Source organism: Microbacterium sp. AC132 (assembly GCF_979258525.1).
Genome location: NZ_OZ409862.1, coordinates 181,831 through 202,814, shown reverse-complemented (window position 1 = coordinate 202,814; position 20,984 = coordinate 181,831). Strand labels below are relative to the sequence as shown.

The 20,984-nt window shown below is 69.2% G+C and carries 24 protein-coding genes; 12 read left to right on the top strand and 12 right to left on the bottom strand.

Going from position 1 to position 20,984, the window contains the following annotated elements:
* The first annotated feature begins 46 nt into the window (after window positions 1-46).
* Genes ACZZZQ_RS00975 through ACZZZQ_RS00955 form a run of 5 tightly spaced genes read left to right on the top strand, consistent with a single transcriptional unit; the run spans window position 47 to window position 4,322 of the window.
* A complete protein-coding gene (locus ACZZZQ_RS00975) occupies window positions 47-883 on the top strand; it encodes an NAD(P)H-hydrate dehydratase (RefSeq protein ID WP_295105615.1) in 837 nt (278 codons plus the stop codon).
* Window positions 880-2,118 (top strand): hypothetical protein, encoded by a 1,239-nt coding sequence (locus ACZZZQ_RS00970; protein ID WP_463506703.1) that lies wholly within the window; start codon window positions 880-882, stop codon window positions 2,116-2,118. Before ACZZZQ_RS00975 ends, ACZZZQ_RS00970 begins: the two co-directional genes overlap by 4 nt.
* Before the next feature lie 4 nt (window positions 2,119-2,122).
* The gene (locus ACZZZQ_RS00965; protein ID WP_056278282.1) at window positions 2,123-2,455 is read left to right on the top strand and encodes a thiamine-binding protein; all 333 of its coding nucleotides are present in this window, start codon (window positions 2,123-2,125) and stop codon (window positions 2,453-2,455) included.
* Between the two features lie 9 nt (window positions 2,456-2,464).
* Window positions 2,465-3,685 (top strand): MFS transporter, encoded by a 1,221-nt coding sequence (locus ACZZZQ_RS00960; protein WP_053095686.1) that lies wholly within the window; start codon window positions 2,465-2,467, stop codon window positions 3,683-3,685.
* Between the two features lie 28 nt (window positions 3,686-3,713).
* Entirely contained in the window at window positions 3,714-4,322 is a 609-nt protein-coding gene (locus ACZZZQ_RS00955; RefSeq protein ID WP_463506702.1) for an NUDIX hydrolase, read from the top strand.
* On the opposite strand, the gene metX is transcribed toward ACZZZQ_RS00955, so the two are convergent.
* The 4 genes from metX to ACZZZQ_RS00935 form a co-directional block, all read right to left on the bottom strand.
* On the bottom strand, window positions 4,319-5,527 hold the full coding sequence (gene metX, locus ACZZZQ_RS00950; protein WP_463506701.1) for a homoserine O-acetyltransferase MetX: 1,209 nt from the start codon (window positions 5,525-5,527) through the stop codon (window positions 4,319-4,321). The genes ACZZZQ_RS00955 and metX overlap by 4 nt on opposite strands.
* An 83-nt stretch (window positions 5,528-5,610) precedes the next feature.
* The gene (locus ACZZZQ_RS00945; protein WP_463508076.1) at window positions 5,611-6,456 is read right to left on the bottom strand and encodes an endonuclease/exonuclease/phosphatase family protein; all 846 of its coding nucleotides are present in this window, start codon (window positions 6,454-6,456) and stop codon (window positions 5,611-5,613) included.
* A 209-nt stretch (window positions 6,457-6,665) separates the two neighbouring features.
* On the bottom strand, window positions 6,666-7,988 hold the full coding sequence (locus ACZZZQ_RS00940) for a bifunctional o-acetylhomoserine/o-acetylserine sulfhydrylase (RefSeq protein ID WP_056278296.1): 1,323 nt from the start codon (window positions 7,986-7,988) through the stop codon (window positions 6,666-6,668).
* A gap of 143 nt (window positions 7,989-8,131) precedes the next feature.
* A complete protein-coding gene (locus ACZZZQ_RS00935; protein WP_053095691.1) occupies window positions 8,132-8,722 on the bottom strand; it encodes a TetR/AcrR family transcriptional regulator in 591 nt (196 codons plus the stop codon).
* 34 nt (window positions 8,723-8,756) lie between these two features.
* On the opposite strand from ACZZZQ_RS00935, the gene ACZZZQ_RS00930 reads away from it, so the two are divergent.
* The 4 genes from ACZZZQ_RS00930 to ACZZZQ_RS00915 are packed head-to-tail and all read left to right on the top strand — an operon-like array spanning window position 8,757 to window position 11,854.
* The gene (locus tag ACZZZQ_RS00930; protein ID WP_320487975.1) at window positions 8,757-9,743 is read left to right on the top strand and encodes a DMT family transporter; all 987 of its coding nucleotides are present in this window, start codon (window positions 8,757-8,759) and stop codon (window positions 9,741-9,743) included.
* Window positions 9,737-10,519, top strand: a complete 783-nt coding sequence (locus ACZZZQ_RS00925) for an SDR family oxidoreductase (protein WP_171821902.1) — start codon at window positions 9,737-9,739, stop codon at window positions 10,517-10,519. The genes ACZZZQ_RS00930 and ACZZZQ_RS00925 overlap by 7 nt, the downstream gene beginning before the upstream one ends.
* A 2-nt stretch (window positions 10,520-10,521) precedes the next feature.
* Window positions 10,522-11,232 carry a uracil-DNA glycosylase gene (locus ACZZZQ_RS00920; protein WP_053095692.1) on the top strand — a complete coding sequence of 237 codons (711 nt, stop codon included), beginning with the start codon at window positions 10,522-10,524 and terminating at the stop codon, window positions 11,230-11,232.
* Between the two features lie 4 nt (window positions 11,233-11,236).
* Entirely contained in the window at window positions 11,237-11,854 is a 618-nt protein-coding gene (locus ACZZZQ_RS00915) for a GNAT family N-acetyltransferase (protein WP_053095693.1), read from the top strand.
* Window positions 11,855-11,863: 9 nt separating this feature from the next.
* On the opposite strand, the gene ACZZZQ_RS00910 is transcribed toward ACZZZQ_RS00915, so the two are convergent.
* The 6 genes from ACZZZQ_RS00910 to ACZZZQ_RS00885 all read right to left on the bottom strand — a co-directional run bounded on the left by ACZZZQ_RS00910 (window position 11,864) and on the right by ACZZZQ_RS00885 (window position 17,547).
* A complete protein-coding gene (locus ACZZZQ_RS00910) occupies window positions 11,864-12,658 on the bottom strand; it encodes an ABC transporter ATP-binding protein (protein WP_463506700.1) in 795 nt (264 codons plus the stop codon).
* On the bottom strand, window positions 12,655-13,446 hold the full coding sequence (locus ACZZZQ_RS00905) for an ATP-binding cassette domain-containing protein (RefSeq protein ID WP_056278304.1): 792 nt from the start codon (window positions 13,444-13,446) through the stop codon (window positions 12,655-12,657). Before ACZZZQ_RS00905 ends, ACZZZQ_RS00910 begins: the two co-directional genes overlap by 4 nt.
* On the bottom strand, window positions 13,443-14,309 hold the full coding sequence (locus tag ACZZZQ_RS00900) for an ABC transporter permease (protein ID WP_053095695.1): 867 nt from the start codon (window positions 14,307-14,309) through the stop codon (window positions 13,443-13,445). The genes ACZZZQ_RS00905 and ACZZZQ_RS00900 overlap by 4 nt, the downstream gene beginning before the upstream one ends.
* A complete protein-coding gene (locus ACZZZQ_RS00895; protein ID WP_463506699.1) occupies window positions 14,309-15,256 on the bottom strand; it encodes an ABC transporter permease in 948 nt (315 codons plus the stop codon). Before ACZZZQ_RS00895 ends, ACZZZQ_RS00900 begins: the two co-directional genes overlap by 1 nt.
* A gap of 13 nt (window positions 15,257-15,269) precedes the next feature.
* Window positions 15,270-16,790 (bottom strand): ABC transporter substrate-binding protein, encoded by a 1,521-nt coding sequence (locus ACZZZQ_RS00890; protein WP_463506698.1) that lies wholly within the window; start codon window positions 16,788-16,790, stop codon window positions 15,270-15,272.
* A 94-nt stretch (window positions 16,791-16,884) separates the two neighbouring features.
* Window positions 16,885-17,547: an alpha/beta fold hydrolase gene (locus ACZZZQ_RS00885; RefSeq protein ID WP_463506697.1), complete on the bottom strand. Its 663-nt coding sequence runs from the start codon at window positions 17,545-17,547 to the stop codon at window positions 16,885-16,887.
* Between the two features lie 434 nt (window positions 17,548-17,981).
* On the opposite strand from ACZZZQ_RS00885, the gene ACZZZQ_RS00880 reads away from it, so the two are divergent.
* Genes ACZZZQ_RS00880 through ACZZZQ_RS00870 form a run of 3 tightly spaced genes read left to right on the top strand, consistent with a single transcriptional unit; the run spans window position 17,982 to window position 19,693 of the window.
* On the top strand, window positions 17,982-18,470 hold the full coding sequence (locus ACZZZQ_RS00880; protein ID WP_394194263.1) for a carboxymuconolactone decarboxylase family protein: 489 nt from the start codon (window positions 17,982-17,984) through the stop codon (window positions 18,468-18,470).
* Complete coding sequence (locus tag ACZZZQ_RS00875) at window positions 18,467-19,189, top strand: tyrosine-protein phosphatase (protein ID WP_053095700.1); 723 nt, start codon at window positions 18,467-18,469, stop codon at window positions 19,187-19,189. The genes ACZZZQ_RS00880 and ACZZZQ_RS00875 overlap by 4 nt, the downstream gene beginning before the upstream one ends.
* A gap of 33 nt (window positions 19,190-19,222) precedes the next feature.
* On the top strand, window positions 19,223-19,693 hold the full coding sequence (locus ACZZZQ_RS00870) for an SIP domain-containing protein (protein WP_463506696.1): 471 nt from the start codon (window positions 19,223-19,225) through the stop codon (window positions 19,691-19,693).
* Window positions 19,694-19,706: 13 nt separating this feature from the next.
* On the opposite strand, the gene ACZZZQ_RS00865 is transcribed toward ACZZZQ_RS00870, so the two are convergent.
* Together ACZZZQ_RS00865 and ACZZZQ_RS00860 are read right to left on the bottom strand one after the other, a co-directional pair.
* Entirely contained in the window at window positions 19,707-20,153 is a 447-nt protein-coding gene (locus ACZZZQ_RS00865) for a hypothetical protein (protein ID WP_053095702.1), read from the bottom strand.
* Window positions 20,150-20,953: an arginase family protein gene (locus ACZZZQ_RS00860; RefSeq protein WP_056278317.1), complete on the bottom strand. Its 804-nt coding sequence runs from the start codon at window positions 20,951-20,953 to the stop codon at window positions 20,150-20,152. The genes ACZZZQ_RS00865 and ACZZZQ_RS00860 overlap by 4 nt, the downstream gene beginning before the upstream one ends.
* Window positions 20,954-20,984: the final 31 nt, after the last annotated feature.

Genomic DNA, 20,984 nt, shown 5'->3' with positions numbered 1-20,984 from the left:
TACTGTGCGGCTGGGGCGAGGAGGGCCGTCGCACTAACGTGGAGTCATGCCCGACGCACGCGATTGGTCCCGCGACGACACCGCCCGCCTCCTGCGCGTGCCGGGCGCGGATGACGACAAGTACTCCCGCGGGGTCGTGGGCCTGCGCACCGGGTCTTCGGACTACCCCGGCGCAGCCGTGCTCGGCGTGGAAGCGGCGTGGCGTGCCGGAGCAGGATTCGTCCGGTATATCGGTGAGGGACGAGCGGCGGATGCCGTGATCGCTCGCCGCCCCGAGACGGTGGTCAGCCCGCGGGCCGCCGGCGCACGCGTCGGCGCCTGGGTCATCGGATCGGGGACGAATGCCGCGAGCAGGACCTCCGACGAGGAACGCGAGCTCCGCGACCTGCTCGACGGCTCCGTCCCGGTGGTCGTCGACGCGGGGGCACTGGATCTCGCGCCCGGGAGCCGCGCGCCGCTCGTGCTGACGCCGCATCGACGCGAGTTCGAGCGGCTGCAGACTCAGCTCGGCTTCGCCGGTGACGATGATCGGGCGACCGCGGTCGCCCGCGTGGCGAGCGAGATCGACGCGACCGTGCTGCTGAAGGGCGCGCAGACGCTGATCGCAGACCCCGACGGCGGCGTCATCCGAGTGGAGGCAGGCACCGGCTGGCTGGCGACGGCCGGCACCGGTGATGTCCTCGGGGGTGTTCTCGGAGCGCTGCTCGCGGGCGACGTCGACGCATCGACTGCGGAGATCGCGGCCGCCGCCGCCTGGCTGCACGGTCACGCCGGGCGCATCGCTGCGGGCATCGGCGCAATCGGCGGCGCGCAGGGGCATCCGATCGTCGCCCTGGATGTCGCGGAGGCTCTTCCTCGCGCGATCGCGGACGTCATCGCGTGAGTCGCACCACGACGGTTCGTCTCGTCGCGCTGTGGAGCGCGTTCGCGACCGTGCATATCGCGATCGCGGTCATGGGGTGGCTGTACCCGAGCCAGCCGATGGGCGACGTGGTGCTGGTCTACGAACCCTGGTCGACCGCCGCGCTCTCGGGAGGAGCGATCGTCGGGATCACCGAGTCGTGGGTCTATCCCCAGCTCGCGCTCGTTCCCATGCTGCTCGCCAAGGTCCTGTCGGCCCCGCTCATCGCCGTCGTGGGCGCCTCGGAGGCCTATCTGATCGCGTGGGCTGCGCTTGTGACGGTGCTCGATGCGATCGCCTTCGCGGTGCTTCTCGGCCGCGCATCATCTCGGCCGCGGCGTGCGGCGGCGTGGTTCTGGGTCGCCGCCCTGCTTCTGCTAGGCCCGATCGCGATGTACCGCATCGACGCGATCACCGTGCCTCTGACGGTGATCGGCGGGCTCTGGCTGGTCCGTCGCCCCGCTGCGGCAGCCGCGCTGCTGACGATCGGCGCCTGGATCAAGATCTGGCCGGCCGCCCTCGTGCTCGCCGCCGTGGTCGCGCTCGTGAGCAGGATGCGCGTCCTGCTCACGGCTGCAGCCGTGTCCGCCGTCGTCATCTCGCTGCTGTTCCTGCTCGGAGCCGACACCGAGATCTTCGGATTCCTGACGGAGCAGACCGGGCGGGGCCTCCAGATCGAAGCCGTCGCGGCGACCCCGTTCCTCTGGCTCGCGATCTCGGGTGCCGCTCGCATCGAGTACAGCTTCGACATCCTGACCTTCCAGATCAGTGCTCAGGGTGCGGACGCGGTCAGTGCGGTGCTCACACCGCTGATGGCGGTCCTCGTGGTCGTCGTGATGGTCGTCGGGGGACTCAAGGCTGCGCGGGGCGCATCGTCGGCGCGGTTGTTGCCTCCTCTCGCGCTGAGTCTCGTCACGACCCTGATCGTGATGAACAAGGTGGGCTCGCCGCAGTTCCAGACGTGGCTGATCGCTCCGGTCATCCTGTGGTTCGTCTTCGACCGCGCACGAGCCGTCTGGCCCGCCGTGCTCGTGCTCGCGCTCTGTGCCCTCACGTGCCTGGTCTACCCGCTCAGCTACGACGCGCTGCTGCGCGCGGAGCTGCAGCCCATCGTCATCCTGACCGCGCGGAACGTCCTCCTCATCGTGCTCCTCGCCGTCGGCATCCGCGCCGTCGTCCGTGTGCCCGCCCGCAATCCGTCCACCACCCGGGAGTGAACCCATGTTGATCGCCTTCTCCGTCGCGCCGAGCGGCACACCCTCCGACGGATCGGAGCGCTCAGACGCGTCGGTCCACGACGCGGTCGCCGCCGCCGTGCGGGTCGTGCGCGAGTCGGGACTGCCGCACCGCACGACCAGCATGTTCACCGAGATCGAAGGACCGGACTGGGACTCGGTGATGGACGTCGTCAAGCGCGCGACCGAGGCCGTGATGCCGTTCGGGTCGCGGGTCTCGCTGGTGCTCAAGGCTGACATCCGACCCGGGTACGCGGGGGAGCTCGATGCGAAGATCGAGCGGCTCGAAGCGGCGATCGACGACTCGGACACCCCGTAGACTCGACGGGTGAATCCCTCGACTGAATCGAGGGGTGCGGCGAAGTGGGCGCTCCTCTCCCTCGCCATCGGCAGCTTCGGCATCGGCATGACCGAGTTCGTCGTCATGGGCCTGCTGCCCAACATCGCTGACGAGCTGCTGCCCACGCTGTGGGCCAGCAGCCCCGAAGACGCGCTGAGCCAGGCCGGCTGGCTGATCTCGCTCTACGCTCTCGGCGTCGTCGTCGGAGCTCCCACGATCGCCGGCTTCGTCGCGCGCTACCCGCGGCATCGCGTGATGATCGGGCTGGCTCTGGCGCTGACCCTGTTCAACGCGCTCACGGTCTTCCTCCCGACCTTCGAACTCGTCGGTGCCTCGCGATTCCTCGCGGGGCTGCCTCACGGCGCCTACTTCGGCATCGGCGCGCTGGTCGCGGCTGACGTGATGGGGCCGGGCAACCGAGCCAAGGGCGTCGCCTTCATCCTCACCGGATTGACGGTGGCGAACGTGGTCGGGGTGCCGTTCGGGACCTTCCTCGGTCAGCTCTGGGGGTGGCGGGCAGCCTTCGCGGTCGTGACCCTCGTCTTCGCCCTCGCGACCGTCTGCATCATCTTCTTCGTGCCCGAGCATCCCGGCTCTCCCGGCCGGACCATGCGCGAGGAGCTCGGCGTGTTCCGCATCCCGCAGGTCTGGTTCACGCTCGGCGTCGGTGCGATCGGGTTCGGCGGCTTCTTCGCGGTCTACAGCTACATCGCGCCCCTGGTGACCGAGGTGGCGGGCTCTCCCGAGTGGGCGGTGCCGATCGTGCTGGTGCTGATGGGATTGGGCATGACCGCCGGCAACCTCGTCGGCGGGCATCTCGCCGACATCGACCTGCGACGCACGCTGCTCTTCGGACTCGCAGCGATGGCGCTCGTGTTCGCACTCCTCGCCGTGCTCGCATTCTGGATCGTCAGCCTCGCCCTCCTCGTATTCGTCGTGGGCTTCGTGTCCTCGGTGCTCAGCCCGACGATCCAGACGCGGTTGATGGATGTCGCCGGAGACAATCAGTCGATCGCCGCGGCGATGAACCACTCTGCGCTCAACATCGGCAACAGCCTCGGCGCGTTCCTCGGCGGCATGGTGATCGCGGCCGGATGGGGCTTCGTCGCGCCGTCGTGGACGGGGGCGGCCCTCGCCGTCGCGGGCCTCGTGATCGCGTTGCTGTCGTATCGCACAGAGGCGCGCAAGCCCGTCCTCGTTCAGGCCTGAGCGGCATTGCGCCTCATAGAGTGAGGCTGTGACCGATCTCGACCATCTGCCCGTCGCCGGGACGGCCGTGCTGCTGCGCTCGACACCCGGCGGCTTCGCTGTGCTGCTGATGCGCCGGCCGGATCGCGGTTCGTTCGCCGGTGCGTGGGTGTTCCCGGGCGGCAAGGTGGAGCCGTCCGACCGCCGCGCGGGGGCGGAGGAGAGCGACGACGCGCGTCGAGCGGCGATCCGTGAGACGCGCGAGGAGGTCGGCCTGACGATCGCCGATCCGGTGCTGCTGTCCCGCTGGCAGCCGCCGGCCGAGGCGCCGATCCGCATCCGGACGTGGTTCTTCCTCGCCGGAGCGCCGCGAGGGGACCTGCGGTTCTCGCCCGACGAGGTCGTCGACGCGGTCTGGCTGAGCCCTGCCGAAGCTCTGTCGAGGCATGCGACGGGGGAGTGGACGCTCTTCCCGCCGACCTGGGTCACCCTGCATCAGCTCAGCCGGTTCGACACGGCCGAGGACGCTCTCGCGTCGGCTGGCGAGGCGCAGCACTTCGCGACCCGAGTGGTCCAGTCGCCACAGGGCACCGACTTCGAGTGGGAGGGCCTACGGCTGCGCACCGGATGCCTGCCGTGGACGATCGATCCGATCTAGCTCGCGAGCAGCCGCCGCAGGTTGCTGCCGACCGCCTCGGTCTCGATGAGGAAGCCGTCATGCCCGAAATCGCTGTTCAGCACCACGGCCTCGGTGCCGTCGAGGGTGTTCGGGATGCTGCGGGAGATGCGGTGCTGGCCGTCGACGGGGAAGAGGCGGTCGCTGTCGATGCCGAGGACGAGCGTCGTCGCCGTCACGGCGCGCAGCGCCTCTTCGACCCCGCCGCGATCGCGGCCGACGTCGTGCGAGTTCATCGCCTCGACGAGGGTGATGTAGCTGTTCGCGTCGAAACGGCGGGTGAACTTGTTGCCGTGGAAGTCCAGGTACGACTCGACCGCGAAACGTCCGCCATGGCCGAGAGGCGACACCCCTGACTGCCACGAGCGCTGGAACCGCTGGTTGAGCTCGATCGGACTGCGGTAGTTGAGCAGTGCCATACGACGGGCGAGCGCCAGTCCGCGGTGCGGGCCGTCGCCGTCGGCCAGATCGTAGTACTCGCCGCCCAGGAACCGGGGATCCATCCGGATGGTCTCGAGCTGCACCGTGTTCAGGGCGATCTGATCGGCTGTCGTGACCGGAGGCGATGACAGCACGGCGAGGCGAGCGACACGCTCGGGGTGCGAGACCGCCCATTCGAGCGCGTGCATCCCGCCCATGGAGCCGCCGATCACCGCGGCCCAGCTGTCGATGCCCAGCGAGTCGGCGAGGCGTACCTGCGCGGCGACCTGGTCGCGGATCGTCAGGTAGGGGAAGCGCGAGGCCCACTCGTATCCGGAGGGGGCGATGCTGGCCGGGCCGGTGGATCCCTGGCAGCCGCCGAGCATGTTGGGTGCGATGACGAACCAGCGGTCGGTGTCGAGCGGTGCTCCGGGGCCGGTGATGTCCTCCCACCAGCCGGCGGTCGGGTGTCCCGCCCCGGCGGCGCCGCGCACGTGACTGTCGCCGGTGAGCGCATGCAGGACGAGGATCGCGTTGTCCCGGTCGTCGTTCAGCTCGCCCCAGGTCTCGAACGCGAGGCGGAAGCCCGGGAGCTCGGCGCCGCTCTCGGTCGGGAAAGCGCCGAACGAGGTGAAACGCCGTCCGCCGGCCGGGTCCCCGTCGCGCCAGGCGCCGGTGGCGGGAGGTCGTGCGCGAAGCAGGCGCACGTCGGCCTCCGTCACGGGCGCCGACGGCACCGTGTCCTCAGAGGTCGTCTGCCAGTCCATGCTTCCATTCTCGCCTGACGCGCGACGCGCCGGCCGCAGGTTACGCGCCCGGTGCGCCGCGGACGGATGCGTCGTCGGATCGCTCAGAACGCGAGGGTGGTGACCGTCGCCAGGTGGTCGCTGCTGCCTGCCCGCATGGTCGTCGAACCGAGCACGGTCAGGCCGCGCGTGAAGACATGATCGATCCTGGCGAGCGGGAGTGCGGCGGGCCACGTGAACCCGAGGGCGCCGTCGGTCGGCCTGACCCAGTCGAGCTGAGATCGGATGGCGCCCAGGGCAGGATCTGCAGAGGCGGCGTTGAAGTCGCCGACGACGACGACCGACCCCGATGAATCGGCGGCGACGGCATCGGCGATGCCGGACAGCATCGCGTCCCGCTCGCTCTGCACGCCTGGGCGGACGGACGCCGCGTGCATGACGTAGACGGCCACGTCGCCGTCCGGCGCATTCACGACCACACGCAGTGCGCGCTTCCAGTCGAGTCCGAGCGACAGCGCCTGCGCATCCGCGATCGGCAGGCGGCTCCACACGGCGACCGTGCCGACGGCATACGAGTGCGGGTAGTCGGCGGCGAGCGTGTCGCGTGCCGCCGCGAGGCTGTCGGCGTCGAGCTCGGTGAGGGCGATGACCTCGGCGCCGGAGCCAGCGAGGTCTGTCGCGGATTCCGCCGCGCCACCGGAGTGGGCGCGCACGTTCTGGCTGACGATCCGCACGCCGGGCGATTCGTCGGCGCTGCCCGATGCGAAGCCCGGAGCAGACGGAGCGATCGCCAGCATCCACGCGACGATAGGCACGAGCAGCACCAGGAGGACACGTCGGGCGAGGAGGAGGGCGACCACCGCCAGCACTCCGAGCGCGAGACCGCACCAGGGGAGAAGCGCAGCGGCCGCGGTTCCCACCACGCCCGGGACCCAGACGCACACGATCATGACCAGCACGACCAGTGCGACGACGGCGATGGCTCGCCCCGCGGGTACGTGCGTGCGTCGGCGGGTCGGCGGATGCGTCGTGGCGGCGATCGTGAGCTCCTCGGGTGGGTTCTCATTGTCGTCCGCGCCGCCTGTGCACGGGCCGAACGAGCCGGGGACGAGAAGTGCCCCGAGCCGAAGCCCGGGGCACTTGCTCTGCGTGATGGCGGTCAGGCGCGAGCGGCCTCCGACACGCGGCGAGCCGCGGCGAGTGCCTCGTCGAGGTCTGCCTTGAGGTCGTCGATGTTCTCGATGCCCACCGACAGTCGCACGAGGCCGGGGGTGACGCCGGCCGTGAGCTGCTGCTCGGGCGTGAGCTGCGCGTGGGTGGTCGACGCCGGGTGGATGACGAGAGAGCGCACGTCGCCGATGTTCGCGAGGTGGCTGAACAGCGACAGGCTGTTGACGAACTCGCGACCGGCTTCGACGCCGCCCTTGAGCTCGAACGACAGCACCGCGCCGACGCCCTTGGGCGCGTACTGGTTCGCCTTGGCGTACCAGGGCGACGAGGGCAGGCCAGAGTAGTTGACGGATGCCACGTCGTCCCGGCTGTCGAGCCACTCGGCGATCTCCTGGGCGTTCTGCACGTGACGCTCGATGCGCAGCGACAGCGTCTCGATGCCCTGGATGAGGTTCCAGGCGCTCTGCGGCGCGATGGCCGAGCCGAGGTCGCGGAGCAGCTGCACCCGGGCCTTGATGATGTAGGCGAGCGGGTCACCGACCGCGGCGGTGTAGCTCGCGCCGTGGTACGACGGGTCGGGCTCGGTGAGGCCGGGGAAGCGCTCGACGTTCTTCGACCACTCGAAGGTGCCGCCGTCGATGATCGCGCCGCCGATGGTGGTGCCGTGGCCGCCGAGGAACTTGGTGACCGAGTGCACGACGATGTCGGCGCCGTGCTCGAACGGGCGGATCAGGTACGGAGTCGCGATCGTGTTGTCGACGATCAGCGGGACGCCGCCCTCGTGCGCCACGTCGGCGACGGTGCGGATGTCGAGGATGTTGATCTGCGGGTTGCCGATGGTCTCCGCGAAGAAGAGCTTGGTGTTCGGTCGCAGCGCGCGGCGCCACTCCTCGGGGTCGTCCTGGTTCTCGACGAACGTGACCTCGATGCCGAGCTTGGCGAGCGTGTACTTGAACAGGTTGTACGTGCCGCCGTAGATCGAGCTGGACGAGACGATGTGGTCACCGGCCTGCGCGATGTTGAGCACAGCGAACGTCGACGCCGCCTGACCGCTGGCGAGGACGAGGGCTCCGGTGCCCCCCTCGAGCGCCGCGAGGCGCTGCTCCAGGACGTCCTGCGTCGGGTTCTGGATGCGGGTGTAGATGTTGCCGAACTCCGCCAGGGCGAACAGGTTCGCGGCGTGATCCGCGCTGTCGAACACGTAGGACGTGGTCTGGTAGATCGGAGTGGCGCGGGCCTTGGTCACGGGGTCGGGAGCAGCGCCGGAGTGGATCTGCTTGGTCTCGAAACGCCAGGTCTCGGGTGCGGACATGTGTTCCCCCTGGAACTGTTGGAAGGTCGATTCGACTGATGTCGTTGATGCGACAGTACGGAATATCGGAAGTTGTCAACAGTGGGTGGGAAATGTGACGTAATGAACACCGGCCGGATCCCGGCGCCGGTGCGCGTGCGGGTTCAGGGCCGGCCGAGCAGCCTCGCCGCCCACGTGCGAGCGATCGCGAACGGCTCGGCGAACGTCGTCATCCCGACCGTGACGATCGCGCCCTCGTACAGCAGCATCATCGCCTGTGCCATCGCCTGCGGATCGGTGATCCCCGCTTCGCTGCAGAGCTCCTCGAACAGATCGAGGAGCCAGGCCTTCTGGCGAGACACCTCGGGGAACACCGGGTGGTCGTCGTTGCCCTCGCCGATCTCGGCTCGGGCGTTGATCGCGCTGCATCCCTTCGGGCTGTTCTCGTCGGACCAGGAGATCGCGGCGTCGAAGACCGCGAGCACACGGTCGGCGCCGGGATCGGGCACCCGGGCGAGCTGGCCGGCGACGTGGTCGCGCCACCGCGCATCCCGGTGCTGGAGGTAGGAGACGACCAGCGCCTCCTTCGACCCGAAGCGGTCGTAGAGCGTCTTCTTCGTGACTCCGGCCGCCTCGGCGATCGTGTCGACCCCGACCGCGTGGATGCCTCGCTCGTAGAACAGTCGGGATGCGGCGTCGAGAACGCGCCGCCCTCCGGGCGTGAGCGGGACGAGTTCGGGAACGGACGAGGTCATGCGGACGACTATACCAGTCTGTATAGTCGACATCATGAGTAAACAGATCGGTGTACTTCCGGTCGTGACGACGGCGACCGCCGCGACCGCATTCGTCGTGACCTGGAGCTCGGGGTTCATCATCCCGGCGTTCGCCACCGTCGAGGTCTCGCCCCTGACGCTCCTCGTGTGGCGGTTCGCACCCCTGGCCGTCGCGCTGCTCGTGCTCGTCGTCGTCTCAGGAGCGGCGACGGGGATGCACCGACGTGAGCTCCGGATCCAGGCTTCGATAGGGATCTTCGCGCAGTTCGGCTACTGCATCGCGGTCTACGGTGCCGTCGCCGCAGGCATCGCCACCGGCACCGTGGCTCTCATCGACGCGGTGCAGCCCCTGGTGGTGGCTGTGCTCGTCGGGCCCATCCTCGGTCTGCGTGTGCGCGGAGCTCAATGGGTCGGGCTCGGAGTGGGCGCGATCGGAGTGCTGCTCGTCGTCCAGTCGCAGCTCGGCGCCACCGAGGCTCCACCTGCGGCCTATGCGCTGCCGGCCGTCGCCATGGTGTGCCTCATCGTCGGCACCCTGCTGCAGCGGAAGACCGGGGTGCAGACCGGCGTGCTCGTGACGCTGACCGTCCATGTGACGGTGACGGCGGCGCTGCTCGTGGTGATCGCGGCGGTGACGGGGACGCTGGTTCCGCCCGCCTCCGGATCGTTCTGGCTCGCCGTGGTGCTGACCGCGGCCGCTCCGACGCTCGCCGCATACGGTCTGTACTGGTGGCTGCTGAAGCGCATCGGCATCACCGCCCTGCAGGCGCTGCTCTTCCTGATCGCGCCGACGACGTCACTGGCCGGAACCATCCTGCTGGGGGAGCCTCTGACGATCCTCACGATCGCCGGATTCGCCCTCTGCGGAGCCGGGGTCGCACTCGTCCTCGTCTCCGAGGTCCGGTCGGCGCGCGTCGACTCCCGACGCGGCGCGTCGAGACGACCCGACGATGCGCAGCGGCTTTCGCGGCCGGAACATCGTACGGTGGAGGAATGGTGAACAGGCGTGCAGTGGTGACGGGTGCGAGTTCGGGTATCGGACAGGCGACGGTGCGCGCGCTGCGCGCCCGCGGCTGGGGGGTCGTGGGAGTCGCGCGACGGGCGTCCCGACTGGAGGCGCTCTCGGCGGAGACCGGGGCGTCGACGATCGCGTGCGACCTGACGAACCCGGAAGCCGTCGCAGCGCTGGTCTCGGAGCTCGAGGATTCGGGACCCGTGCATGCTCTCGTGCAGGTCGCGGGCGGAGCGCGAGGCACGGATCGCATCGAGAACGCGTCGATCGACGACTGGCAGTGGATGTACGACGCGAACGTGCTCTCGAGCCAGCGTCTGGTGGCGGGGCTCCTGCCTCTGCTTCGTCGGGCAGCCGCCGCAGACGGTCACGCGGACACCGTGTTCGTGACCTCGACGGCCGCCCAGGTGGCCTACCCGGGCGGCGGAGGCTACAACGCCGCCAAGGCCGCGCAGGCCATGCTCGTGCACGCCCTCCGTCTCGAGTTGAACGGCGAGCCGATCCGCGTGTCCGAGATCGCTCCCGGAATGGTGCACACCGAGGAGTTCACGCTCAACCGTCTGGGCGGAGACGCGGTCGCGGCAGAGGCCGTGTATTCGGGCGTCGAGGCGCCGCTGCGCGCCGAGGACGTCGCCGACGTGATCGCCTATGCCCTCGACGCGCCCGCTCACGTGAATCTCGACCTCGTCACGATGCGACCCGTCGCGCAGTCGGCCAACCATCTTCTCGCCCGCGGACCGCTGCGCGTGCGGCCGATCGACTGAGGATGACCGCGCGCACTCTCGCCGAGCTCGCCGGCGACGGTCTCATGGACCCCGAATGGGCGGACGCACTCGCTCCGGTTCAGCAGACGATCACCGCCCTCGGGGAGCGGCTGCGGGAGGAGCAGGCCGCAGGACGCGGTTATCTTCCCGCGGGCGATCACGTGCTGCGCGCCTTCGAACGCCCGATGTCCGACGTCAAGGTGCTCATCACCGGTCAGGACCCGTATCCGACTCCCGGGCACCCGATCGGGCTGTCGTTCGCCGTCGACCATGACGTGCGGCCGCTGCCGCGCAGCCTGGGGAACATCTACCGGGAACTCGAGAGCGATCTCGGCATCCCGCCCGCCCCGCACGGAGATCTGTCCGCGTGGAGCGACCAGGGGGTCCTGCTGCTCAACAGGGTGCTGACCGTGCGGCCCGGCGAGGCCGGCTCCCATCGCCGCTGGGGATGGGAGCAGGTGACCGAGCTCGCGATCCGCGCACTCGTCGCGCGGGACCAGCCGCTCGTCGCGATCCTGTGGGGCAAGGACGCGGCGAATCTGCAGCCCCTCCTCGGCGAGACCCCCGTGATCGCCTCGGCGCACCCGTCTCCGCTCTCCGCACGGCGCGGATTCTTCGGCTCTCGGCCGTTCTCGCGAGCGAACGAGCTGCTCGACGGGCTCGGTGCGAGTCCGATCGACTGGCGCGTCGGCGAAGCGCCCCCTCTAAGCTGATCGCATGCAGTTCGAGCCCGGTGATCGCCGCCGTGTGCTGCCGCGCCATCTGCGCCCGCAGCCCGAACCCGACGTGTTCTCGTACTCGATCCGCCCCGCACGTTCGGGCGACCTCCCGTACGTGCGCGAGATCTACAACCATTTCGTCAGCAATTCGGTGGTCACTCTCGATGAGCGGCGCAGCAGCATCCCCTACTGGCGTGAGAAGTTCGCGCTGCTGAGCAAGCTCGGCCTGCCCTTCCTGGTGGCGGTCTCGCCGGCGGGGGTCGTGATCGGGTACGCGCTGGCGCAGCCGTGGGCGGGCAAGAACGCGTACCGGTACACGGTCGAGGACTCGATCTACCTCGGTCCGGGAGCCGGCGGCAAGGGGCTCGGAGCTGCGCTGCTGCAGGCGCTGATCGACGCCTGCGAACAGCTCGGCATCCGCGAGATGGTGGCCGTGATCAGCGACACGAAGGCCGACGCCTCGATCCGGCTCCACGCGAAGCTCGGCTTCGTCGAGGCCGGACGGATGGGCCGAGTCGGGCACAAGTTCGGCCGCGACCTCGGGACGGTCTACATGCGCCGCGCGCTGCGTCCCAGCCGTCGACGGAAGTTCTTCAGCACGAGCTCGGCGCGCTGACGACTCTGCTCACGACGGGGGAGCGGGGATCACGGGGATCGCGGCGAGGAGCGCCTTCGTGTAGTCCTGCGTCGGGCGCAGCAGCACGTCTGCGGTGGGTCCTCGCTCGACGACGGCGCCGTCCTTCATCACGACCACCGTGTCGCACAGGTTCTGCACCACGCCGATGTCGTGCGACACCACCACGAGCGTCAGGTCGGCGCTGCGTCGCAGCTCGATCAGGAGCTCGAGGATCTGAGCTCGCACGGTCACGTCGAGCGCCGACAGGGGCTCGTCTCCGACGAGGATGCGGGGTCGATGCACGATGGCGCGGGCCAACGCGATCCGCTGCCGCTGCCCTCCCGAGAACTCATGCGGGTAGCGGTCGCCCATCTCGGGTTCGAGGCCGACCTGCTCGAGCACGTCGCGTACACGTGCGCGGTGGTCTCCCTCGATGCCGAGCGCCCAGAGGGGCTCGCGGATGATCTGGGCGGCGGTCATGCGAGGGTCCAGCGATGCGTACGGGTCCTGGAACACGAGCCCGGTCTGACGGCGCAGCCAGTGCAGCGAGCGGGCGGATGCCGCGGCATCCACGGCTCTTCCGTCGACGGTGACGGTGCCGGACGTCGGACGGTCGAGTCCGAGCAGCAGTCTGACGAGCGTCGATTTCCCCGACCCGGATTCGCCGATGATCCCGACGGACGACCCCTCGACGATGTCGAGGTCGGTCGGTGCCAAGGCTGTCTGCCTGCGCGTCGGCTCGAAGGCGGAGCGCTTGGGGATCACGAAGTCACGCCGCAGAGACCGCGCCTCGATCAGGCTCATCGCGTGCCTCCCTCGGGCCGCCACAGGGTCGCGGTCGCGTCGCGGAGCAGCCCCTGGGTGATCGGCGACGTCGGGGCGGTGAGGAGCGTGCTCACGGGAGCCGCCTCGACCACGTGGCCGTCTTCGAGAACCACGCCCTGGGTCGCGACCTGAGCGAGGACGGCGAGATCGTGGGTGATGAACACGAGTGACATGCCCTGCTCCTCGACGAGGTTCAACAGTAGAGCGAGGATCTCGGCTTGGATCGTGACGTCGAGAGCGGTCGTCGGCTCATCGGCGATGAGCAGACGCGGTCGGCACGCGAGCGCCATCGCGATCGCCACCCGCTGCCTCTGACCGCCGGACAGCTGGTGCGGATACCGATCGACGATCGACGTCGGGTCGGGCAGGCGCACGCGAGCCGCCTCCTGGATCGCTCGCTCTCGGGCCTCTCGTCGACCGATGCCCTCGTGGATGCGGATCGACTCGGCGATCTGCCTGCCGACCGTGCGGATCGGGTTCAGAGCGGTGCGCGGCTCCTGGAAGACGATCCCGATCTCGTCACCGCGCAGGCGTGCGAGCTCGCGATCCGGCATTCCGATCAGCTCAGTGCCGTTCCAGCGGATGCTGCCGCTCGCGGTCGCGCCGTCGGGAAGGAGCCCGAGAACGGCCAGGGCGGTCAAGGACTTGCCGGATCCGGATTCGCCGATCAGGCCCAGGCGCGATCCGTCCGGCACCTCGAACGAGACGCCGTCGACCACCGGCCGTCCGTCGATGCGGACGACGAGGTCGGTCACTTCGAGACTCATGCGATCACCGCCGGCGTGTGGATCTCGGCGGCGCGATGGCGCAGCGTGGGATCGGTGGCCTCGCGCAGGCCGTCGCCCAGGAGGTTGAGAGCGAGCACCGTGATCGTGATCGCGAGGCCCGGCCAGATGACCGAGAGGGGATGCACGCCGATGTAGCGCTGGAGATCGGCGAGCAGCAGCCCCCAGCTCGGCTCCACCACCGACGCGCCGAAGCCCAGGTACGACAGTCCCGCTTCGGCGAGCACGGCGACCGCCATCGACCACGACAGCTGCACGATGAACACCGGCGCGACGTTGGGCAGCAGGTGGCGTGCGAGGCTCTGACCGGTCGTCAGGCCGGAGGCCCGCGCGGCGAGGACGAAGTCGCTCTGCTGCACGCGGCGCAGCTCTGGTCGGGTGACGCGAGCGATGTTGACGCCGAAGCCGATGCCCACCGACCAGATCACCACCCAGAGCGAGCCGCCCCAGACCGACGAGATCATCATCGCGATGAGCAGCACGGGGAAGGCGATCAGGATGTCGACGAGCACGGCCACCGTCTCACGCAGCCACCGTGCCGTGAGCGCGCCGAGCGCGGCCAGGGCGATGCCGACGACCGTGGCGACGAGCCCGGCGCCGATGCTCACGAACACCGTCGTCCGAGAGCCCGCCATGAGCAGACTGAGGATGTCGCGCCCGGTGTCGTCGGTGCCGAGCAGATGGGGCCAGCCGGGGACACCCCAGCGAGCCGCCAGATCGGACTCCTGCGGGTCGAACGGCGTCCAGAACAGCGAGACGAGCGCCGTGAGAGCGACGATGGCGACGACGATCAGACCGAATCGCCCGGTCGCGGTCCGCCACAGTCTCGACAGCCAACCGGACATCAGGCCTCCCTCTGCCGAGGATCGATCGCACGATGGACCAGATCGACGACGAAGCCCACCACGAGCACGAAACCGGTGAGCACGAGCAGCTCGCTCTGCACCTTGACGAGGTCGCGCGTTCCGACGTCGGCCACGAGCATCCGCCCGATACCCGGGAGGGTGAACAGCTGCTCGATGACGACCGAGCCGACGATGATGCCCGCGACCTGCAGTCCGAGGACAGTGATGATCGAGAGTCCGACTGCCGGTATGCCGTGGGAGATGAGTGCGCGCGTGCGGGTGAGTCCCTTGGCGGCGGCGGTGCGGACGAAGTCCTGTCCCGCAGCCTGCAGGGTCGCACTGCGCACGAATCTCATGAGCATCGCGCCCTCGACGATGCCGATCGTGAGAGCGGGCAGCAGCAGCGATTCGATCGCTCGCCAGGGCGTGCTCCACCCGGTGCGGGGGAAGCCCTGCGGGGGAAGCCAGCCGAGCCAGACCGAGAAGACGACGATGAGCATCATGCCCGCCCAGACGACGGGCACCGCGGCGAGAGCCTGCGCGCCCACGCTCAGCGCCGTGCCTCCGCGACCGCCACGACGAAGCGCGGCCAGGATGCCGAACGGCACGGCGATGAGGACGGCGATGAGCAGGGAGAGGATGCCGAGCGGGACCGTGACCTGCGCCTTCTCGAGCAGCTCCTCGCCGACCGAGGCGCCCGAGAGGAGCGACGTGCCAAGATCGCCGCGGAAGATCCCGCCGATCCACTCCGCGTACTGCGCGGGGAGAGGACGGTTCAGACCGAGGGATTCGCGAAGGGCCTCCACCTCGTCGGGGGAGGCCTGCGTGCCCGCGATCAGCTGCGCGACATCGCCGGGGAAGACCCGGAGGGTCAGGAAGATCACCGCACTCGAGACGAGGAGCCCTGCGATGAGCAGGGCTCCTCGAACGAGCGCGTAGCGGATCACGACGTGCGCGTCATCACTTCTCGGTGGCCACGGTCACCCCGGCCAGGTTGATGCGGGAGTTGATCGAGTCCTCGGGGAAGCCGGTCACGAGCGGGCTCACGGCCGTGATGGTCGCACCGTTGTACAGCCAGTCCGCCGCGTGGTCCTCGGACACGATGCGCGCGGCTTCGGCGAGCAGGTCCGCGGACTTGTCGGGATCGACCTCGGCCAGCGCCTCGGTGTACAGGCCCTGCACCTCGGCGTTGTCGTAGCCGAAGTAGTAGTCGGGGTCCGCGAAGTTGCCGAAGTCGCGCGGCTCGACGTGCAGCACGAAGCTGAGGTCGTAGTCGTGGTTGGTGTAGACGTCCTCCAACCAGGCCGGGAACTCGACGGAGTCGACATCGAGGGTGACGCCGACCTTCTGGAAGTCCGAGATGAGCACCTTGGGGACCGTCGTTCCGTAGAAGCTGGGGATCGTCAGGGTGAGCTCGAGATCCTCCTGGCCGGCTTCTGCAAGCAACTCCTTCGCCTTCTCCGGATCGTAGGAGACGACATCGGAGAGGTCCTCGTAACCGGGGTCCAGCTCGGGGATCGGTCCGTACAGGGTGGATCCCGCACCGACGGCCTCGACGAAGGCCTCGTGATCGATCGCGAGGCGGAGTGCCTCGCGTACCCGCACGTCGTCGAGAGGCGCCTTGGCGTTGTTGAACGCGAGCGTGGCCTTGTCTGTGGTGCGGCCGGTCGTGAGGGTGAAGTCGCCGGAATCCTCGAGCTGCGGGGCGAGATTCGGGTCGACGGCTGTGAGAACCTGAACCCCGCCGTCGAGAGCGGTGTTCACTCCGGCGGTGAAGTCGGGGATGTACTGGAACTCGACCTCGGCGACTCCCGCCGGTTCGCCCCAATAGGCGTCGTTGCGGGCGAAGGTGATGGCGCTGCCCTTGTTCCACCGAGTCAGGGTGAAGGGGCCGGTTCCGTTCTCGGCGGTCTTGAGGTCGGTCGTGTCGCCCGTCTGGAAGACGAGACCCGCAGGCCCGGTGAGCGAGAACAGGAAGTTCTGGTTCGGCTCCGTGAGCACGATCTGCACCGTCGCGGGGTCCGGGGCGGTGATAGAGGCCACCGAGGCGAACTCGGCGTTGCCCTGCAGCGTCGCGTCCGTGCGCACGGCCTCGTACGAGGCGACCACGTCGGCCGAGGTGAGTGCGGTTCCGCTGTGGAACGTGATGCCCTCGTTGAGGGTGAACGTGTAGGTGAGTCCGTCGTCGGAGACCTCGTAGTCCGAGGCGAGGCGGGGCACGATCTCGTTCTCCTGCGTCCGGCTGATCAGACCCTCGTAGATGTTGTCGATGAGGATCTGCTCGAGGGCGGCGCCGCTGGTGTGACGGATGTCGAGATTGGTGGGTTCGAGGACGAGCCCTACCTGGAGCGTCGCGTCCGGATCGGGCTCTCCGACGGGCTCAGTGGTCTCGGGCTCTGCGGCACCTGCGCAGGCGGTGAGGACGATGGCGCTCGCCGCGATGGCGGAGATCAGCGCGAGTCGTCGCGTACGTCGGAACATGGGTTGTTTCCTCTCGGTGCGGCAGTTGCTGTGTGCCGATGGATCGAGCCTAGGGATGTGTCGGGTGGGTGAGGGCGGAATGTGGAACGGAACGTCACATTCCGTGCGGCGGGAGCGAGGACGAGATCACCGCGGCGAGCTGCCCGGGCGCGGTCTCCTGAACGTTGTGGGTGGCCTGGACGGCGACCACGCGGGCCTGGGGCAGACGATCGGCGAACTCCTGCGCATCCGCTGCGGTCACGAAGCCGTCGATCGCGCGGAGGAGCGTGATCGGTGCCGACGTCTGCGAGAGATCCTGCCAGCCGGTGGTGTGAAGTGCGGACGGCGCTGAGACGTCGCCGCGGTCGTGCGCAGCGAGCGTTTGGGCCGCGAGGTGCGCGAAGTGGTGCTTCCACTCGACGCGGCCGTCGGCGCGCACGCGGGTGTTCAGGAACACACCCCGCTCGGTGTCAGACCTGGCGCCCCCGAACCCGAACGAGATCGCGCGGTCGACGAGCTCGTCGCGCGTCTCGAAATCCGTGGGGCCGGCGTAGAACTCGCGCAGAGCGGCGGGCCCGGCGGACGTGTCGATGCCCGGGGTGATGTCGACCACGATCAGCTCCGACACGAGGTCGGGACGGGCAGCGGCGAGAGCTGCGCCGGTGAGGCCGCCGAGCGAGTGGCCCACGACCAGCTGCGGGGCGTCCGTCCAGGCGTCGAGCGCCGCGGCGACGTCGAGGGCGAGAGTGCGAGGGTGTAATCGAGGTCGTCTCGCCACGACGAGTCGCCGTGACCGGCGAGGTCGATCGCCAGCACCGGCTGCTGGAGTGCGAGCACGGTCGTGTCCCACGTGTGCGCGTTGAGACCGGCGCCGTGCAGCAGCGTCACTCGAGGCGCCTCGTCGCCGAATCGCAGCGCGCTCACCTGGCGGCCGTCCGGCAGGGGCAGCGTCAGGCGTCGAACGGACGGTTCGGCGACCCCCATCGTCTGCGCCTGTGCGGGAAGATAGCTGAACTCGCTGGTGTCGATCGCCACCTGCATATTCTGCTCTGCTTCGAGGGCGGTGGGGAAATGCGGGAGCATTATGTTTGCCGTAACCCGGCTCACCCTTGGCGAAAAGGCATCAAATCGGCGCTGTCATTTCGCGCTCTGCATTCTCGCTTCCTGTGAGCGGCTCGCCAGCTTGAGTGCACAACGGAATATCATTGAGCCATGAGCGAGACGCGAGTGCACCTCTCAAAGACCGAGCCGGCGGCCTACCAGGCGCTCGACGCCTTCGCCCGCACCGTGGGAGACATCTGCGCAGCCAACGGGATCGACGATCGGCTCAAGGAGATCGTGATGATCCACTCGTCGCAACTCAACGGGTGCAGCTACTGCACGCGTCTGCATGTGGATCGCGCGCTCAAGGCGGGCATCGACACCGACACGCTCATGCAGATCGCGACGTGGCGCGAGAGCAATGTCTTCAGTGACCGCGAGGAAGCCGCGCTCGAGCTCGCCGAGGCTTTCACCTTCATCTCCGAGGAGGGCATCTCCGACGACGTGTACAACCGGGTCGGTGGAGTGTTCACCGAGAAGGAGTACGCGGCACTGAGCTGGGCCTGCATCTCGATCAACGCCTTCAACCGAGTCGTGATCGCCGGAAGGTACCCGGTTCCGCCGCGCTCGCCGCAGGCGCAGGCGCAGGCGCAGGCATGAGCGTTCTCGAGGTCGACGGGGTCAACAACTTCCGCGACGTCGGAGGGATGCTCGCAGACGGTGGTCGGATCCGTTCGGGCGTGCTGTTGCGATCCGGCCAGCTCTCGGCGGCGACCACTGCCGGGGTGAACGAGGTCCGTCGCCGCGTCGCTCACATCGTCGATCTCCGCGACGGCGAAGAGGTCGCCGCAGAGCCGACCGAGATCGAGGGTCCCGACACCACTCACCTTCCGCTGTTCCTCGGATCCGTGCGGTCGTTCTTCGAGACGGACACGAGCCTGGAGGATCTCTATCTGCACCTGCTCGAGGAGAGCGGAGATCGGCTCGTCGCCGCGATCCGCATCATCGCTGAGGGGGAGCCGACTCTCGTTCACTGCACGGTCGGCAAGGACCGCACCGGGGTGACCGTCGCGCTCGCACTCGCCGCAGTGGGCGCCGACCGTGAGGCGATCGTCGCGGACTACGCGCTCACGGAGTCGCTGCTGCCCGCCGAGCGGTCGCAGCGCATCGCTGCATACCTGAGGTCGCAGCATCCGCAGGCTGTGCACGCCGTCGCTCTGGCGACGCAGTCGCCGGCACCGGTGATGCGGGCGCTGCTCGAGCAGGTCGACGAACGTTGGGGTTCGGCCGCCGGCTACCTGCGCGCGAACGGGATGACGGACCAGGAACTCGAGGCTCTGCGATACGCACTTGTGGAAGAAGTCCCCGAGCAAGGTTAGGCAACCCTTCATGTGCTGTATGATGGATGCATCATGGAGACCTTCCTCGAGACCCGCAGCACGCGTGCCGAACGCCGCGCCGCACGTCGCCGTGCTCACCACCTGGTGACGGCCGACGAGCACTCGCTCACCGAGCTCGAGGTCTTCCTCGCCACTCTGCCGCTGTGCGCGTCGGGTCGGATCTTCATCGAGGTCGCCGACGCGTCCGACATCGGCGTGATCGAAGCCCCTGGACGCATGACGGTCACGTGGCTCGCTCGATCCCAGCGATCGGGCGCACCGGGAAGCGGGCGAGCGTGCGCACCCGGCGAGGCTCTCGCCCGAGCGACCTGCGCATGGGCAGACGAGATGCTCTGCGACGACGAACTCGACACCCACGTCACCCTTCTCGGAGGCTTCCTCGGCACGGCTGACATCGTCGAGCACCTGACGGGCGCCCTCGAGATCGAGCCTGCTCAGATCCACGCTCCTGAGCGCTTCGGGCTGCTGCCCGTCGACCGCTGAGCGCCTCCGCGCTCTACGGCCGCGACCTGCTGCGGCGCACGTAGTTGCCGTCTTCCAGGCCTGCCTCGATCTCGAAGCGGTTACGCAGCGGATCCCTGCCCGCGAACAGGTAGAGCACCGGAAGCAGGATGCCGTAGCGCAGCCACTGCGCCTTGTGCACCGCCTCGTGGCGCAGCACGGCGTCGCTCGGACGGGCGTCACCCGTCAGGAAGCAGCCGCCGACGCACACTCCGCCGCGGTTGAACGTCCAGTTCGGCATCCCCTGGAACACCCACAGGCCCGATCGGCGTTCGACGGGACCCGTGCTCCACAGGGACCCCCAGATCCAGCCCACGGACGTGCCCCACCAGTAGCCGATCCGGCTGATCGGCGAACGCAGGAGGAACGCGGGGATCCGGCGGTCGAGTCTCCGACCGCGAGCCACAGCGCGCTCGGCGGCCGGCCGCCAGTCGGACGTCATGCGACGGCTCCGACGAGACGGAGCAGCGCGCCGAGGTCGTCGACCGCGTCAGCGGGTGAGCGAGGGGCGAACCCCGCGATGGTGGCGCCCGCCAGCGGCACACGGGACCGCAGTGCGCGGATCGCGGTGCTCAGACTCGCGGGCGAGAGTCCGAACGGTGCGGGGGAGGAGACGCCGGCGATCTCCGCAGGGTCGAGCACATCGACGTCGATGTGCACCCATACGCGGCGCGCGCCGGTCGCTTCGACCGCGTCGGCGAGAGCGTCGGGCGATTCCAGATCGTCGACGGAGAGCTGGGCGAGGCCGTCGAGGGCGGTGACCTCGTCGTCGTCGAGATTGCGCATGCCCACCGTGACCACCCGATCGCGGGGGATCCCGGGCGAGAGCGCGAGTTGAGGCTCTCCGTCGCCGAGTACCGCGCGAAGCGCCATGCCGGAGAACGCTCCGGAGGGTGAGGTGTCCGGCGTGTGCAGGTCGGCGTGGGCATCGCACCACACGACGGCCAGGTCGTCGGTTCCGCCGGGAAGCGCCGCCAGGGCGGCGACGGTCACGCTGCAGTCGCCGCCGATGATCACGGTGTCGGCGGTCATGCCGGTTTCGACGAGCTCTCGGGTGCGAAGGAGAGCGCTGAGTCGGCGGACGCCGGTGCCAAGGGATTCACCGGCTTCGACCGGCACATCGAGCACCGTGGTCGCGGCACGCGGAAGGTCGCCGGCGATCGCCGAGGCGCCGTCGACGAGCAGCATCGCGCGAGCGGCGGGGGAGCCCTGCCACTGCGGGACGACGAGGAAACGCACCATGGGTGCCTCCAGCTGAGAAAGAGGAGCGGGT

Excerpts from the sequence above, each read along its gene's own strand:
- ACZZZQ_RS00975 (WP_295105615.1), top strand. The coding sequence starts at position 47 with ATGCCCGACGCACGCGATTGGTCCCGCGACGACACCGCCCGCCTCCTG.
- ACZZZQ_RS00965 (WP_056278282.1), top strand. The coding sequence starts at position 2,123 with ATGTTGATCGCCTTCTCCGTCGCGCCGAGCGGCACACCCTCCGACGGA.
- metX (WP_463506701.1), bottom strand. The coding sequence starts at position 5,527 with ATGGACTGGCAGACGACCTCTGAGGACACGGTGCCGTCGGCGCCCGTG.
- ACZZZQ_RS00945 (WP_463508076.1), bottom strand. The coding sequence starts at position 6,456 with ATGATCGTGTGCGTCTGGGTCCCGGGCGTGGTGGGAACCGCGGCCGCT.
- ACZZZQ_RS00940 (WP_056278296.1), bottom strand. The coding sequence starts at position 7,988 with ATGTCCGCACCCGAGACCTGGCGTTTCGAGACCAAGCAGATCCACTCC.
- ACZZZQ_RS00935 (WP_053095691.1), bottom strand. The coding sequence starts at position 8,722 with ATGACCTCGTCCGTTCCCGAACTCGTCCCGCTCACGCCCGGAGGGCGG.
- ACZZZQ_RS00930 (WP_320487975.1), top strand. The coding sequence starts at position 8,757 with ATGAGTAAACAGATCGGTGTACTTCCGGTCGTGACGACGGCGACCGCC.
- ACZZZQ_RS00925 (WP_171821902.1), top strand. The coding sequence starts at position 9,737 with ATGGTGAACAGGCGTGCAGTGGTGACGGGTGCGAGTTCGGGTATCGGA.
- ACZZZQ_RS00920 (WP_053095692.1), top strand. The coding sequence starts at position 10,522 with ATGACCGCGCGCACTCTCGCCGAGCTCGCCGGCGACGGTCTCATGGAC.
- ACZZZQ_RS00915 (WP_053095693.1), top strand. The coding sequence starts at position 11,237 with ATGCAGTTCGAGCCCGGTGATCGCCGCCGTGTGCTGCCGCGCCATCTG.
- ACZZZQ_RS00910 (WP_463506700.1), bottom strand. The coding sequence starts at position 12,658 with ATGAGCCTGATCGAGGCGCGGTCTCTGCGGCGTGACTTCGTGATCCCC.
- ACZZZQ_RS00905 (WP_056278304.1), bottom strand. The coding sequence starts at position 13,446 with ATGAGTCTCGAAGTGACCGACCTCGTCGTCCGCATCGACGGACGGCCG.
- ACZZZQ_RS00900 (WP_053095695.1), bottom strand. The coding sequence starts at position 14,309 with ATGTCCGGTTGGCTGTCGAGACTGTGGCGGACCGCGACCGGGCGATTC.
- ACZZZQ_RS00890 (WP_463506698.1), bottom strand. The coding sequence starts at position 16,790 with ATGTTCCGACGTACGCGACGACTCGCGCTGATCTCCGCCATCGCGGCG.
- ACZZZQ_RS00880 (WP_394194263.1), top strand. The coding sequence starts at position 17,982 with ATGAGCGAGACGCGAGTGCACCTCTCAAAGACCGAGCCGGCGGCCTAC.
- ACZZZQ_RS00875 (WP_053095700.1), top strand. The coding sequence starts at position 18,467 with ATGAGCGTTCTCGAGGTCGACGGGGTCAACAACTTCCGCGACGTCGGA.
- ACZZZQ_RS00870 (WP_463506696.1), top strand. The coding sequence starts at position 19,223 with ATGGAGACCTTCCTCGAGACCCGCAGCACGCGTGCCGAACGCCGCGCC.
- ACZZZQ_RS00865 (WP_053095702.1), bottom strand. The coding sequence starts at position 20,153 with ATGACGTCCGACTGGCGGCCGGCCGCCGAGCGCGCTGTGGCTCGCGGT.
- ACZZZQ_RS00860 (WP_056278317.1), bottom strand. The coding sequence starts at position 20,953 with ATGGTGCGTTTCCTCGTCGTCCCGCAGTGGCAGGGCTCCCCCGCCGCT.